This is a genomic window from Vibrio sp. Vb1574 (assembly GCF_033338675.1).
Map to the genome: position 1 here is coordinate 182,647 of NZ_JAWOTC010000002.1, position 13,764 is coordinate 196,410.

Here is a 13,764-nt window from a genome sequence, read left to right on the forward strand (position 1 = left end):
ATTAAAGTAGAGATTTTATACTTGATAAGAAAGTGTCGATGTCTTTCGCTGAAATATCTTTATGAGTTACAAAACGAATTGGATTTCCAGGGGTTATCGTGATGTTTTGTTCCTTTAGTTTCGCAGCGATACTTACTATGTCCACTTGAGGATCAAGCTTCGCGAACACGATGTTCGTTTGAACAAATTCAGGGTTGACTGAAAAACCAGGCAGTTCTGCTAAACCTTCCGCTAAGGTTTTTGCGTTGATGTGGTCTTGTTTTAGCTGTTCCACTTGTTCGGTAAGGGCAAGTTTGCCTGCTGCGGCAAGAATACCCGCTTGACGCATACCACCGCCGACCATCTTTCTTAAGCGACGTGCTTTTGCGATGTAGTCTTTGCTACCAAGTAGTAGCGAGCCAACAGGGGCAGCCAGACCTTTCGACAGACAGATCGTCATTGAATCAAAGTACTGACCGATCTCTTTTACCGGAACATCAAGTGCAACGGCTGCGTTAAAAACGCGAGCGCCATCTAGATGCATCTGCAAGTTATGTTTATTCACGAAGTCACGTGCTTCTGCTAAGTAAGACAGAGGTAGTACTTTACCATTAATTGTGTTTTCTAAGCTGAGAAGCTTAGTGCGAGCAAAGTGACAATCATCTGGTTTAATCGCAGCAGTCAGTTTATCAAATGGTAGCGTGCCATCTGGGTTATTTTCGACTGGTTGAGGTTGAATTGATCCCAAAACCGCCGCGCCACCAGCTTCGTATTTGTAGTTATGTGCTTGTTGCCCACATAGATATTCATCTCCCCGCTCGCAATGCGCCATTAAACCGAGCAGATTGGCTTGAGTGCCTGAAGTGGTAAACAAAGCTGCTTCGAAACCAGCAAGCTGCGCAGCAAATTTTTCAAGCTCATTGACCGTAGGGTCATCACCATAAACATCATCCCCAACGGGGGCCTTAAACATGGCTTCTCGCATGGCTTGGGTGGGCTGTGTAACGGTATCTGATCGAAAATCCATGAATGTCTCCTTGGTCAAAGTCCTAAATATATCCGCAAAGGCGCGCTTTGCTTAAGCAAGCGATCGTTTTGGCATCGGTGATCGTGCCATCGACTATCTTTTCTTCGAGTTGCTTGATTGACAAGGTGACGACCTCAATCACTTCGTCTTCATCGCACTCGTAACGGTTTGTTTTGTTGAGCTTTTCGGCAACAAATAGATACTGTATCTCATCACAAAATCCGGCAAGAGGGGTGACTTGGCCGAGAGACGTGAATTTCTCTGCACTAAACCCAGTTTCTTCCTCTAACTCTCTTTTGGCGCAGCAGAGTGGCTCTTCGTTGCCTTCTCTGGTACCAGCAGGAAGTTCCAATAGCCATTTATTAAGTGAAGGCCGAAATTGGTGGACAAGGACAATGTGACCCTCCGCTGTAATAGGGAGAATCACCGCAGCACCCGGATGATGGATTGTGGTGTGCGTAATTGCCTGTCCTGTAGGAAGCACAACGTCTTCTTCAATCAGAGAAATTTGCTTCCATTTATGAATTATCTTGCTCATGCAGTTATAAACCCTAGCTGTTACCGCATTTTTGACGTTTTTCGACATTAACCACAAATGGTGGGAAACAAAAGCAAAAAATACTGCAACACGACGAAAGCGTTTGCACTTTAAGTGAGCAATGTCTCATAAATGGAAACTTTGATTGCTTCGTCAAGAAGGGGAAAAGCATCTGCTATAAGGGGAATTCGACAAAATACATTTGTAACAAAGTTATAACAAGTGTATAAAAATGTTAACGCAATACCACTTCAGCAGCCGGAGAACGTATGACACAAACCTTATTTACCTCAAATGCCGAAAAAGCGCTTCTCTCAGAACGCATCAATAAATTGGCGAAAGCGTTAACGGATGGCGTTTATGAGCGTGAACATACGATCAAGCTCTGCCTTCTTGCTGCACTTGCTGGTGAAAGTGTTTTTCTTTTAGGTCCCCCTGGTATTGCAAAAAGCTTAATTGCCAAACGACTCATCCAAGCGTTCGATAACAGCAGTTACTTCGAATACCTGATGACGCGCTTCTCAACCCCTGAAGAGGTGTTTGGGCCACTGAGTATCCAAGAGCTAAAAGACAACGGCCGTTATGTTCGCTTAACTAAAGGGTATTTGCCAACTGCACAAGTCGTATTTTTGGATGAAATCTGGAAGGCGGGCCCTGCAATTCTTAATACATTGCTGACAGTGGTTAATGAGAAAACATTCAAAAATGGCAGCGATATCGAGCGTGTGCCAATGCGCTTGTTGGTATCGGCTTCCAATGAATTACCCGATGAAGATAGTGGATTGGATGCGCTCTACGACCGCATGTTGGTGCGTGTGTTTGTGAATCGAATTCAGAATAAACAAAACTTTAAGTCGATGTTGACTGTGGGCACATCGCAAGAGGCACAAGTACCAGAAGGCCTAGCGATAACTGATGAAGAATATCATCAATGGCAACAACAGCTCGACAAATTGACGTTAACCGACAATGCATTCGAAAAGCTTTTCCAGCTTAAAACGATGTTAGAAAGCAAAGTTGAAGCTCAGTTTGGTGATGTGGCCAATACCGATATGTATGTCTCTGACCGCCGCTGGAAGAAAGCCGTGAAGTTGTTAAAAGCGAGCGCGTTTTTTAATGGTCGCGATGAAATAAATCCGCTTGACCTTTTACTGCTGCAAGATTGTTTATGGAACAGTCCTGAATCGCGAGATGTGGTACGTGAAGTGGTTCAAGAGTTCGCCTTAAAACATGCATTTGATCAACAAGACGCGGAGCAGGAAATCGAGTACTGCCGTGAGTCTTTGGTTGATGTCCAACATGAACTAGAAGATGCCTACCGCATGACGTTAACGTCTGAAGCGGCCACGGGTATTTTGCGTAAAGAAACCATGCGCTTTGATACCTCTAAAGCCAAGATGTACAAAGTTGGCGCAGCCGTTAACTTAGTTAAATTGGTTGTCTTGCAAAGCAACATGTCGGTTTCAGAATCAGAAAAAGGTGATAGCCGCTGGGTTTATGTACCCAAAGATGAGTTAGATCGAGTCATTAAAGAGGGAAGCGGTGATGTGTATGGTTACGTCAATCAAAACACCAACATGTGCCGTTTACGATTTGATGTTGACGCGGCGAATAACCTAGTTATCCGTGATATCGCGAACCGAGGCATTTTGGTTAGCCTAGTGACTCAAGAGGGCTTGGATGTAGAGCTTTACCAAAAGTGGTTAACGCAGAGCGAAAAAGCCGTAAATCAGCTTAGTGAGGCAGAACACCATATGCGCAAGGTGAAAGCGAACTTTCATGATGCGCTTCCGCATAGCTTTGTTGATCCTGAACTACCCCGCCTTATGGAGTCGAGTCTACAACAGGTCAGTCAGAGACTTGAATCAATCCAAGCAGAAAGTGAAAAAGTTATCCAACGCTTTAAAAACTTAAATCAGTTTTTCTCATAAGGAGACGACATGCTAGGTGCAGACGGACTTAACCTCGCGCTGATGGTGGCCGACTCCGGCATCATCGATAGCGCAGTTAATGATTTGATGGCTCGTTCACAAGTCATGATGATGGCAGAAAACCGAGGTGTTAAATCTTCGGTCAAAGGTCACTTGTTAAAGTGGCGAGGCAGCGTCAAAAAACGGATCACCAAGGTATGTGAGACAGAGCGTTTCCAACAAGAGCTGTCTTTATATCAAGAGGTTATTCATTGGGATGAAGAGGCGTTTTTTGAAAACATCGAAGATGTGATTAAAAAGCTGGAATGGCACTCTGCGTTTTACATGCAAGCTCGCCGAATGATGGAAAAGAACAAAGGGATGAATAACCCTATGTTCCCTCATTACTTTTGTGATCAATGGTACAAAAGCCTCACCGATGCTATAAAACAAGCGCAAGTAAGCGAGCTTGAAGCCAATAAAGAAAAGGTGCTGAATGACCTGTATCAACGTATGGAAACCATGCGTAATATGGATAAAGTCACGGAGTCGGGTGACGCTGAAAGTGTAGGGCGCCTGTGGGATATGGCATCTGCCAAGTTGAGTAAAACAGACTTAACGGTGATGAAACGCCATGCTGAGTTTCTGAAGAAGCACCAAGGCTTGCAAGAAATTGCGGAGCAACTCGGTCGTATGGCGGGGCAAGTAAATGATCCTGAACTAAATCGTGCGCCCACTGAAGAACTTCAATTGGTCGAAGAGAAAAGTGATGAGGCGACGGATGATATTGTCGGTATTCACGAAAGCGATGATCTAAATAAGCTACTTCCCAACGAAACGATGTTTTTGGCGTATCCTGAACTTGAAGTTGTGTTCTATAAACACTTAGTTGATAAACGGCTCATGAACTATCGTACACAAGGCAAATCGCGCACGTTACGTAAAGTTAAAGCTCACCGACCTGACCATAAAGCGGTAGATATCGAAAAAGGCCCCTTCATTGTTTGTGTGGACGCGTCCGGTTCCATGAGTGGCTTTCCTGAGCAATGCGCCAAAGCCATGGCTTATGCTCTGATGCAAATCGCACTAGCGGAGCAACGTGATTGCTATGTCATTATTTTTTCTACGGAACACATTACCTACGAACTAACCAAACAAGATGGTCTGCGCGAGGCGGCGGACTTTCTAACTTATAGCTTCCATGGTGGTACAGACTTAGAGCCAACTTTGATTAAATCTATCGACTTGATGAGCGGTGATAAATATAAAAACGCAGACATGGTAGTCATTTCCGACTTTATCGCGCCAAAACAACAAGACGAGTTACTGGCCAAAGTGGATGCGCTCAAGGCGAAGAAAAACCGTTTTCACGCGATTAGCTTATCGAAATACGGAAATCCTGCATTAATGTCGATGTTTGATCACACTTGGTCTTATCACCCTAATGTTGTGGGAAGATTGCTAAAAAGGGTCAGCAACTATTAAACGCCTTAATGTTTCATGGGACAAAACGAACTGAAAGCTAGATTTATATTGCTTCGTTTTAAGCCAATAAGATCGAACTTTGGTCGAATTGACTTAAAAGAAATCAAACGAACAGAAAATGAAATATTTTTGTTTGACTATCTTCTCTCAATCCGTAAAGTAGCCACCAACGCAACGGGGTAGAGCCCTGAAGCGTAATAAAAAAAGGCGCCTTGGCAGAGTGGCTATGCAGCGGATTGCAAATCCGTGGACCTCGGTTCGACTCCGGGAGGCGCCTCCATTATTCTTTGATAGCGAATGGCTTTCGAGAATAAATGCGACACTAGCTCAGTTGGTAGAGCGCAACCTTGCCAAGGTTGAGGTCACGAGTTCGAACCTCGTGTGTCGCTCCAAATTATTCAGATATGGCCATGGCGGTATCTCGATGCCAAGTGCATCAACTTAAAACCAGCGAAAGCTGGTTTTTTTGTATCTGAAGACTGATAAATTCACACCATCTCTTTTTCATTACCTGTGAGCTTAGCAACCCCATCTCTGTCACGAGTTTCTGATATTAAGTGTGACCCGATGTTTCGCACCTCAGCCAATTTCAGTTTACAATACGGGCTTCCAAAGGATTTGACGAAGACGCATGAGAAATACCGACGATTACATCATTTTCTATCACTTGATCGAGCAAGGTTCATTCAGTGCTGCCGCGAGACATATGTCACTGACTAAATCGGTCGTCAGTAAACGCATTGCCAAGCTTGAACAAGAGCTTGGTGTACAGCTTCTCTACCGAACAACGCGAACGCTAACGTTGACTGAAGCAGGACGAGCGTTTTTTACTCATGCAAAAGCGGTTTATCAAGCGGTGGCAACGGCGGAAGAATCCATTGTGGGTTTAGGTAAAAACTTATCTGGAAATATTAAAATTTCGGTGCCTACTATCTCTGGTGAATTAATTCTTCCTCAAGTGATTAATGAATTTAATCAGAAATACCCAGACATCAATATCGATATGGATCTAGATAATCGTTTCGTCGATATCGTGAATGAACGTTTTGATTTGGCAATTAGAACGGGTGTGTTGCCAGATTCTAGTCTGATTGCAAGAAAGCTGGTGGATGCGAATTGGATCATTTGCGCGTCACCCCAATACCTAGCTAAACATGGCATACCTAAACAACCTCAAGCCTTGGCTAAACACAACTGTTTAGTCTATTCCTACCAAGAAACCGGAGCGCATGAGTGGGCGTTTAAAGATGGAGACGAGGTATATCAAATCACCGTCGACGGTAACCTCTGTACTAACAATTCTTCTGTATTGAGAAATGTGGCGCTGTTAGGGCAGGGAATCATCTATGTGCCGCGTGTATTGGTTTATGAAGACTTAAAGCAAGGCAGTCTGATTCAGTTATTTAAAGACGAAACAGCCAAATGTTTGGGTATTTATGCGGTGTACCCTTACACTCGTCAGCAACCAGAAAAAATTAAGATCTTTATCGATCATCTATACACAAGCTTTCAAAGTCAAAACCATCGATTTTAAGCCAATAACTCAACACCGATCGTTATGTTGGTGTTGAGCTTATGTTTCCATCTTCATTTCTAAGAGTCCTCTTAAATTTAGGAGCTTACGCTTCTCCTCGTTTTCTTCACTAATATTGATAACAAGATACCCCGCACAACTGTTAACAAATGGTTTTGCTATTGTTTCTTTTAAGAAACGGTCTGTTTCTTACGTTAAATTTCTCAAATGTGAAAGATAAGTAACAGAAAAATAAAGAATTATTTTGTTTGTTGTTTATTGATTACGTATTGTTCGTCCGCCTGACATAGACGCAGAGAAATGGACTGCTTATAGTGGCTCAAACGCCATGCCTGCCGCTAAGCGGTGTTGTGAGCGAAGTACAATAACTAGAGATACGGATATGAAACAAAAGCAGCTGATTGAAGAATTTAAAACCATCGTGGGGGAAGAAAATGTTCTAACCGACGAGGTTAAAACGAAATATTACCGCTCGGGGTTTCGTTCGGGTAGTGGTAATGCGCTTGCTATCGTGTTTCCTAACACTCTTCTAGAACAATGGAAGATTATTAAACAGTGTGTTGAAGCAAACTGCATCATTATCATGCAGGCGGCTAAAACAGGTTTAACAGAGGGCTCAGCTCCGAGTGGTAATGATTATGATCGCGATGTGGTTGTGATCAATATTACCAAAATCAAGAAGATTCACTTATTAGATGGTGGTAAGCAGGCGGTTTGCTTGCCTGGTGCGAGCTTACACTCTTTGGAGAAAGAGTTGAAGGCAGTGAACCGAGCACCGCATTCTATCATCGGCTCTTCATCGCTAGGTGCCACTGTGGTCGGTGGTATCGCCAATAACTCAGGCGGTGCGCTAGTTAAGCGTGGTCCTGCTTATACGGAACTGGCGATCTACGCGCAGGTCGATAAGCAAGGCCAGTTACATTTGGTGAACCACCTTGGTATTGAAGGATTAGGTGAAACGCCAGAAGAAATTCTAACAAACCTGCAAGAAGGGAACTTTGACCCAGCGAAGATCATTCATGATGAGCGAATGGCATCAGACAGAGAATACGATGAACGTGTTCGAGACGTGACTTCTGACATTCCTTCTCGCTTTAATGCCGATGAACGCCGATTATTTGAAGCCAGTGGCTGTGCTGGCAAGTTGGGTGTTTTTGCCGTTCGGGTTGACAGCTACCCAGTACCCGAAAAAGAGCAGGTTTTTTACCTTGGCACCAATGACCCTGCGAAACTAACGAAGTTGCGAAAAGACTTCTTATCTACGTTTGATAACTTGCCTGAGATGGGAGAATACTTGCATCGAGATATCTTCAACATGGCAGAGAAGTACGGCAAGGATGTGTTCTTATCCATCGACTTGTTAGGCACAGATAAGCTGCCAAAAATGTTCGCACTTAAAGCTAAGGTAGAAAACTTCTTAGAGCGCATCCCGTTTGTCAGTAAATATTTGCCAGACACCATTTTGTACTACGCGAGCAAGTTGTTCCCACAACATTTACCAGAACGAATGCTGGATTTCCGTGACAAGTATGAGCATCACCTGGTATTGAAAATGAGTGATGGTGGTATTGCTGAAGCACAAAAATACCTCAAAGAAGTTTGGGCTGTTGAAGACGACTGTGATTTCTTCGAGTGTACGCCGGAAGAAGGTAAAAAAGCTTATTTACATCGCTTTGCAGCCGCTGGTGCAGCAATTCGTTACGAGACGATTCACCGAAAAGACGTAGAAGACATCGTTGCACTTGATATTGCATTGCGACGTAATGATGAAGAGTGGCTAGAAACTTTGCCTGAAGAGGTGAGTAAGAACCTTGTTCAAGCGCTCTATTATGGTCACTTTATGTGTTACGTCTTCCATCAAGATTACATTTTCAAAAAAGGGACTGACACGAAGTTGATGAAAAAGCTGATGCTAGAGCACCTCAATAGCCGTGGTGCCAAATACCCAGCAGAACATAACGTGGGTCACTTGTATGAAGCCGAAAACTCGTTGCAGAAGTTTTACCACGAATTAGACCCAACCAATACCTTTAACCCTGGTATTGGTAAAATGGACAAATATAAGCGCAATTGTAACTGCTGTGCGTGATGTGCTGTCTCACCATGATTAATAATCGTTGTTCATCGTTAAAATGATGAGCATAAGATAAGCCCTGATGACACTCGTGACATCAGGGCTTTGTGTTTTGGGTCTTTTATTGATGATTGGTATCGGCGTTGAAACAACGACTAAAGAGCACGTACCGCGGCGGCGGCGATGATGCCTGCTGCAATTGCGGGTAGAGGCTTTTTCACGATGAACATGACAACGGCAGTAGAAAACAGTGCTGCTCTAGCACCATTATCACCCTCTACTGCTAGCGGAGCTAAAAGGGCAACCAATACGGAGCCTGACATCGCAGTAATGAAACGTTGAACCCGTTCGCTAATTGGAATGAATGACATAACATACACTCCGCCCCAGCGGGTTATGAGCGTGACTAACGCCATAGCGATAATGATAAGCAGTGTGCCACCTAAGGTTGTTTCGATGTTCATGCTTTCTTCTCCTTCCAACAAGCACCCAAGACTCCGCCAGTAATGGCGCCAACCACTACGTGGCTATTCTCTGGCAAATACCAATACGCCAACATAGAAGAGGCTGCTGCTATGGCCCAAATAGCAAAGATTCTTAAGTCTTTCGGCCCGGCCACCACCATAGACAGCAGGAAGCATCCCATAACCATATCGAGCCCTAGGCCCACCGGATCTTTGATTGCGCTACCAAAATAAATGCCGATCCAGGTGCCCACAATCCAAAAAGACCACATCGCTAAGCCGCCACCAACAAGCAAGCCAAAGCCTGGTTCTTTTCTACCAAATGCATTGAGTGCCATTGCCCAGTTAGCGTCTGATGCTACCAGCATTACACCGTAACGTTTTGTTGGTGGGAGTTGTCGTAACCATGGATAAAGTGTAGCTCCCATCAAGAGGTGACGAGCATTAATAGCAAATACAGTAATAAGAACTGGAATGAGAGGGACTTCTGCTCCCCACATTTCTAACGTGGCAAATTGTGAAGCACCGGCGAAGACCAGTGTGCTCATCAACATAGTGGGAAATACATCTAGTCCAGTCTGTACCGCAGCAACACCGAAAGCGAGGCCAAATATGACCACGAACATAGAGAGGGGTAAAAGTTGGGTGAAGCCGTTCCAGACGTCAAGCCGATTAAATTCGTGCAACTCAGTGGAGGAGCGTTGAAGATGTTGAGTATTTTCTGTCATAGAGATACCTAGCTAGCAGGCAAAGGGGCAGTGCCATACGAGTGTGTTTGTTATTCTTTTGTAAACTTCATGTTTAACATCAATTGGAGGGGCTTTCAAACTCTAAGTGCTATATAAAATTGAGCCATCCAAGCGGCTTTAAGAAACAGAGTGTAGAGAGTCGCGCTTGGTAGTGCTAAAGGAGAATAAAACAACAGAAATAGTAAGCTCTGTTTAATTGATAACATCACGAGCTAGTACAGATTAGTAAATAAGAAAGAAAGCGAGCACGAGGCTCGCTTTTTCGCTCTGTTACGAATAACTGAATAGGTTTATTTTACGTAGACACGAGGGTTCGCGCTTCCCCAAACCGTGTATAGTTCAGGGAAGATGACTTCTGCGTGTTTTTCCATCTCAGCAGCTGAAATCGTTTTGCCTTGTTGGGAGCCAAACAAAACAACTTCAGAACCAGGCTCAACATCTTTGATACCTGTAACATCTACCATAGTAGTGTTCATTGAAGCAACGCCCGCAACTTTTGCACGTTGGCCATTGATCAGAACTTCTGCCGTATTCCCCATTTTTCGTGGATAACCATCAGAGTAACCAACAGGAATGTTCGCCATTAAGCTTTCTTTGCTTGTTGTGTAGCTGCTGTCGTAACCGACTGTGCTATTTTTTGGCAGGTGGTGAACGGATGCCACGCGTGTTTTGAAAGACACGATAGAAGGGTACTCAGGGTTAGTTGGTAAGTCTCCGTATAAAACGCCACCAGGACGAACCATATCAAGCTGCGCCTCAGGAACATTAAGCGCGGTGTAAGAGTTTGCTACGTGCAGTAAAATGTTGTCGCGTTTTAGATTCGCTTCTTTAATCAGCCATGCAGAACTGTCTTTGAATGAAGCTAACTTTTGGCGCACGTCGTCTGCATTGTAGTTAGGGAAATGAGTCATGATACCAACAATATTTACGCCAGCTTGTTGAGCGATTTTTAGCGCTTCTTTCTTGCCTGCTTCTGTCGTCATATCAACACCATTACGTCCCATACCACCGTCGTTCAGAGCAAGGTGAACTTTGATTTCTTTACCAGCTTTCTCGGCTAGTTTAGACAGTGCTTTAGCTTGCTCTGCTGTGCCTATCAACTCTTCGACATTTAGGTTGATTGCGGCTTCAATCTCGCCAATATCCGCTGAGCGTACACGCATAAGTTGGCCTTTAAAGCCACTGTCGCGAACAGTTTGTGCTTCGGCGTTACTTGCAACGGCAACGCAAGGAATTTGTTGCTCGATAATAGTCGGCATCAGGCCTGCGATACCATTGCCGTATGCGTCGGCTTTCATCACGGCACAAATTTTCGTTTTGCCATCCATGTGCGATTTAAACTGCTCAATATTATCGCGGAACTGACCTAAGTTTATTTCTAGCCAAGCGTTAGCACCTTGAACTTGCTCTGCTTTTGCTGCTGTATTGCTAATTTGAAGAGGAGCAGCAGTAGCTTGCATTACAGGAACCGCGATTGCAGCAGCGATAGTCAGTGATAGTAAGGTTTTATTTAAGCGCATAAAGTCTCCGTACGCGTTTTTTGTATTGGTTATGTTATTGAGTACTTGGGGAAAGTACCTGACGAAGTAAAACGCTCCAAGTGGTGCTTTGGAGCGTTTATTAAGATAGTGATTTAATATATACCTAAATATACCTCAGTGATGACATTCAATTTAAGCAAATCGGGATTGATTTGATATCTACTAAGGTACCCACTGAGTTTAACTCAGTTTAAAGCGGCTCATTACATCTTTAAGAGAAATGGATAGCTGGCTTAGTTCGCGGCACGCCTGTGCGGTTTGCTCCGAGCCTTGCGAGACCTCTTGAGATGCTAAATGTATGTTTTCAATGCTGCGGTTAAGCTCTTCCGCAACAGAGTCTTGCTGGTTACAAGCCGTGGCGATTTGGGTACCCATGTCTGAGATGTCCGAAATCGAATGCTCAATGTCGCTCATCAGCTGTTTTGATTGAATGCCTTGTTCTGCACATTCTGAGATACTGGTTCTAGAAAGTTCAGTGGCTGATTTTGCGTCTTTTGCAAGTGATTGTAGCTGCTCAATGATCGAAGTGATTTCACTCGTTGAATCTTGCGTACGGCCAGCAAGAGTTCGAACTTCGTCTGCAACGACGGCAAAGCCACGACCAGACTCACCAGCACGCGCCGCTTCAATGGCTGCATTAAGTGCAAGTAGGTTGGTTTGATCGGCGATGTCGCGGATAACATCCACGATAACGTTAATTTTATTCGATTGCTGTTCAAGCTCTGCTACGGTATCGCCTGCAGCGCCAATTACATTTGAAACTTCTTGAATCGCGTCAACCATACCTTGGGTTTCACGAACACCGTGTTGTGTGCGGCGGTTTGCTTCGTTAGCTTGGTTCGCTGAGTCTTCAGTGTTACGAGCAACATCGGCTACGGCCGCTTTCATTTCTGTCATTGCTGTTGCGATGTGCGTAATTTGCAGCTGTTGATCTTTCATACCAGACGCAGAAATATCGGAGATTTGGTTCATCTCTTCGACAGCGCTGCTTAACTGAGTAACTGCAGCAATCACATTATCGATAACTTGGCGTAAGTCATCTTGCATCTTAGTGGTCGCGTCTGCCAGTTCACCAAGCTCATCATTGCCGATTGCTTTACGGTCAATGTCACTTGATAGATCACCTGTCGCGATGGCATTTGCTTGCTCAACAACAAGTTTAAGTGGGCCACAAATTAGCCGAGTCAGCACGTATGTCATGCCTACCATGATCAGTAGAATAATCACGTTACTTGCAATTGAAGAATTACTCAATCCATTTACAGAGGACAGGATATGAGTTTTGTTGCTGTCCATAGCTTCTTTAAGGAGACGGATTAGTTCGCCTAACTCTGAGTCAACCGCTTCGAAAGCAGACAAAGAGTTCGCCAAAATAGGGTGGGCCTTGCTTTTGTCGTTAGCTAGCATCGCTTCATTGTACTGGTCCATAGTATCCAAGTACTTTTTCCACTGACGCATAAGACGCTGGTAAGTTTGCTGCTCTTCGCCAGGCCAGATAGTTTCACCGTAAGCGTTGAGCTCTCTAGTGATCTTTTCGCGTTCTCTAATATTGTTAGAAATTTTAGTTTTGACTTGGTCTGCGTCTTCATAAGTGTACGCAGCAAATTGAGCTCGGCGCCAGCGAGACAAGTGGTCTCGAATCGAATCGACCCTTTCCATTGCAGGAAGCGTATCATCGGTATAGTTTAAAAGCTCAGATTTGATGCTTTTGAGCTCTGTAGATAAAAACACGCCAAATGCAATGTTGACGATGGCAATGAGTAAAAACGATAGCGATATCTTTTTCGCTATAGAAAGATTCTTGATAGACATTAGTGATATACCTTGTTTTTCTTATGTTGTGTCGCCAAAGTAAACCACATCCTTATATGTGATATATGTCCATTAAATTACTGCAACTCGTGTAACGTACCATTATTTATTGATATTTTCGATAATGAATTGAGCTTTGTTTGAAAATAAAAAAAGTCAATGATTTTATAAAGGTACGACCACATTCGATATAAAGTTATCGGTAACAAAATATGATGTTCTGTACGCAGTCGTGCCAAGAGTAGGGAATCAAATTGTTACAGATGTTACAGCGGTGAAAAGATCAGCGTTCATAACGTGATAGTCGCGTGTTTACCTCGAAGCAGTTACGGGCACTAGTATGCGTATGACTTAATAGACAATGAAAGGGAACGGGTGCTTATTGGTCTAATTGAATGCCAAATATACTAGGCAGATCGCTTTTTAAGCACTTAAATCAAAAAGATAAAATTTATTGTTGACCAGATAAATTAATCCGTTAAAGTACGCCTCGTTCTCACGGCAAAGGTCGCTGAGACAGATGGTGTCTAACCCATCGCATGATTGCGTTGCCCTGGTGGTGGAATTGGTAGACACAAGGGATTTAAAATCCCTCGGCGTTCGCGCTGTGCCGGTTCAAGTCCGGCCCGGGGCACCATCAAAATCTTTGGT

10 protein-coding genes and 3 tRNA genes are annotated in these 13,764 nt (G+C 44.0%); 7 read left to right on the forward strand and 6 right to left on the reverse strand.

What is annotated here, in order from left to right; genetic code table 11:
- Window position 1: 1 nt before the first annotated feature.
- Together ltaE and R7O12_RS02535 are read right to left on the reverse strand one after the other, a co-directional pair.
- Complete coding sequence (gene ltaE, locus R7O12_RS02530; protein WP_062730971.1) at window positions 2–1,006, reverse strand: low-specificity L-threonine aldolase; 1,005 nt, start codon at window positions 1,004–1,006, stop codon at window positions 2–4.
- 22 nt (window positions 1,007–1,028) lie between these two features.
- Window positions 1,029–1,544: an NUDIX hydrolase gene (locus tag R7O12_RS02535; RefSeq protein ID WP_005375979.1), complete on the reverse strand. Its 516-nt coding sequence runs from the start codon at window positions 1,542–1,544 to the stop codon at window positions 1,029–1,031.
- Window positions 1,545–1,813: 269 nt separating this feature from the next.
- Between R7O12_RS02535 and R7O12_RS02540 the strand changes: the two genes are divergently transcribed.
- From R7O12_RS02540 to dld, 6 genes are all read left to right on the forward strand, one after another.
- Window positions 1,814–3,475 carry an ATPase RavA domain-containing protein gene (locus tag R7O12_RS02540; protein ID WP_005375980.1) on the forward strand — a complete coding sequence of 554 codons (1,662 nt, stop codon included), beginning with the start codon at window positions 1,814–1,816 and terminating at the stop codon, window positions 3,473–3,475.
- Between the two features lie 9 nt (window positions 3,476–3,484).
- Window positions 3,485–4,939, forward strand: a complete 1,455-nt coding sequence (gene viaA, locus R7O12_RS02545) for an ATPase RavA stimulator ViaA (protein WP_005375981.1) — start codon at window positions 3,485–3,487, stop codon at window positions 4,937–4,939.
- A 206-nt stretch (window positions 4,940–5,145) separates the two neighbouring features.
- Window positions 5,146–5,219: transfer RNA gene (locus R7O12_RS02550), tRNA-Cys, on the forward strand.
- Between the two features lie 36 nt (window positions 5,220–5,255).
- A tRNA-Gly gene (locus R7O12_RS02555) sits at window positions 5,256–5,331 on the forward strand.
- A 239-nt stretch (window positions 5,332–5,570) separates the two neighbouring features.
- Window positions 5,571–6,473, forward strand: a complete 903-nt coding sequence (locus tag R7O12_RS02560; RefSeq protein WP_017633645.1) for a LysR family transcriptional regulator — start codon at window positions 5,571–5,573, stop codon at window positions 6,471–6,473.
- 382 nt (window positions 6,474–6,855) lie between these two features.
- Window positions 6,856–8,562, forward strand: coding sequence for a D-lactate dehydrogenase (gene dld / locus R7O12_RS02565; protein ID WP_065275338.1), 1,707 nt, complete (start codon window positions 6,856–6,858; stop codon window positions 8,560–8,562).
- 140 nt (window positions 8,563–8,702) lie between these two features.
- Here dld and R7O12_RS02570 read toward each other — a convergent pair whose 3' ends face one another.
- From R7O12_RS02570 to R7O12_RS02585, 4 genes are all read right to left on the reverse strand, one after another.
- Entirely contained in the window at window positions 8,703–9,011 is a 309-nt protein-coding gene (locus tag R7O12_RS02570) for an AzlD family protein (RefSeq protein WP_017820198.1), read from the reverse strand.
- Complete coding sequence (locus R7O12_RS02575) at window positions 9,008–9,739, reverse strand: AzlC family ABC transporter permease (RefSeq protein ID WP_017820197.1); 732 nt, start codon at window positions 9,737–9,739, stop codon at window positions 9,008–9,010. Before R7O12_RS02575 ends, R7O12_RS02570 begins: the two co-directional genes overlap by 4 nt.
- A 311-nt stretch (window positions 9,740–10,050) precedes the next feature.
- Window positions 10,051–11,280 carry an alanine racemase gene (gene alr / locus R7O12_RS02580; protein ID WP_025767730.1) on the reverse strand — a complete coding sequence of 410 codons (1,230 nt, stop codon included), beginning with the start codon at window positions 11,278–11,280 and terminating at the stop codon, window positions 10,051–10,053.
- A gap of 201 nt (window positions 11,281–11,481) precedes the next feature.
- A complete protein-coding gene (locus R7O12_RS02585) occupies window positions 11,482–13,113 on the reverse strand; it encodes a methyl-accepting chemotaxis protein (RefSeq protein WP_053303666.1) in 1,632 nt (543 codons plus the stop codon).
- Window positions 13,114–13,663: 550 nt separating this feature from the next.
- Here R7O12_RS02585 and R7O12_RS02590 point away from each other — a divergent pair.
- Window positions 13,664–13,750: transfer RNA gene (locus R7O12_RS02590), tRNA-Leu, on the forward strand.
- Window positions 13,751–13,764 lie beyond the last annotated feature (14 nt).

Excerpts from the sequence above, each read along its gene's own strand:
- R7O12_RS02535 (WP_005375979.1), bottom strand. The coding sequence starts at position 1,544 with ATGAGCAAGATAATTCATAAATGGAAGCAAATTTCTCTGATTGAAGAA.
- R7O12_RS02585 (WP_053303666.1), bottom strand. The coding sequence starts at position 13,113 with ATGTCTATCAAGAATCTTTCTATAGCGAAAAAGATATCGCTATCGTTT.
- R7O12_RS02570 (WP_017820198.1), bottom strand. The coding sequence starts at position 9,011 with ATGAACATCGAAACAACCTTAGGTGGCACACTGCTTATCATTATCGCT.
- ltaE (WP_062730971.1), bottom strand. The coding sequence starts at position 1,006 with ATGGATTTTCGATCAGATACCGTTACACAGCCCACCCAAGCCATGCGA.
- R7O12_RS02575 (WP_017820197.1), bottom strand. The coding sequence starts at position 9,739 with ATGACAGAAAATACTCAACATCTTCAACGCTCCTCCACTGAGTTGCAC.
- dld (WP_065275338.1), top strand. The coding sequence starts at position 6,856 with ATGAAACAAAAGCAGCTGATTGAAGAATTTAAAACCATCGTGGGGGAA.
- alr (WP_025767730.1), bottom strand. The coding sequence starts at position 11,280 with ATGCGCTTAAATAAAACCTTACTATCACTGACTATCGCTGCTGCAATC.
- R7O12_RS02540 (WP_005375980.1), top strand. The coding sequence starts at position 1,814 with ATGACACAAACCTTATTTACCTCAAATGCCGAAAAAGCGCTTCTCTCA.
- viaA (WP_005375981.1), top strand. The coding sequence starts at position 3,485 with ATGCTAGGTGCAGACGGACTTAACCTCGCGCTGATGGTGGCCGACTCC.
- R7O12_RS02560 (WP_017633645.1), top strand. The coding sequence starts at position 5,571 with ATGAGAAATACCGACGATTACATCATTTTCTATCACTTGATCGAGCAA.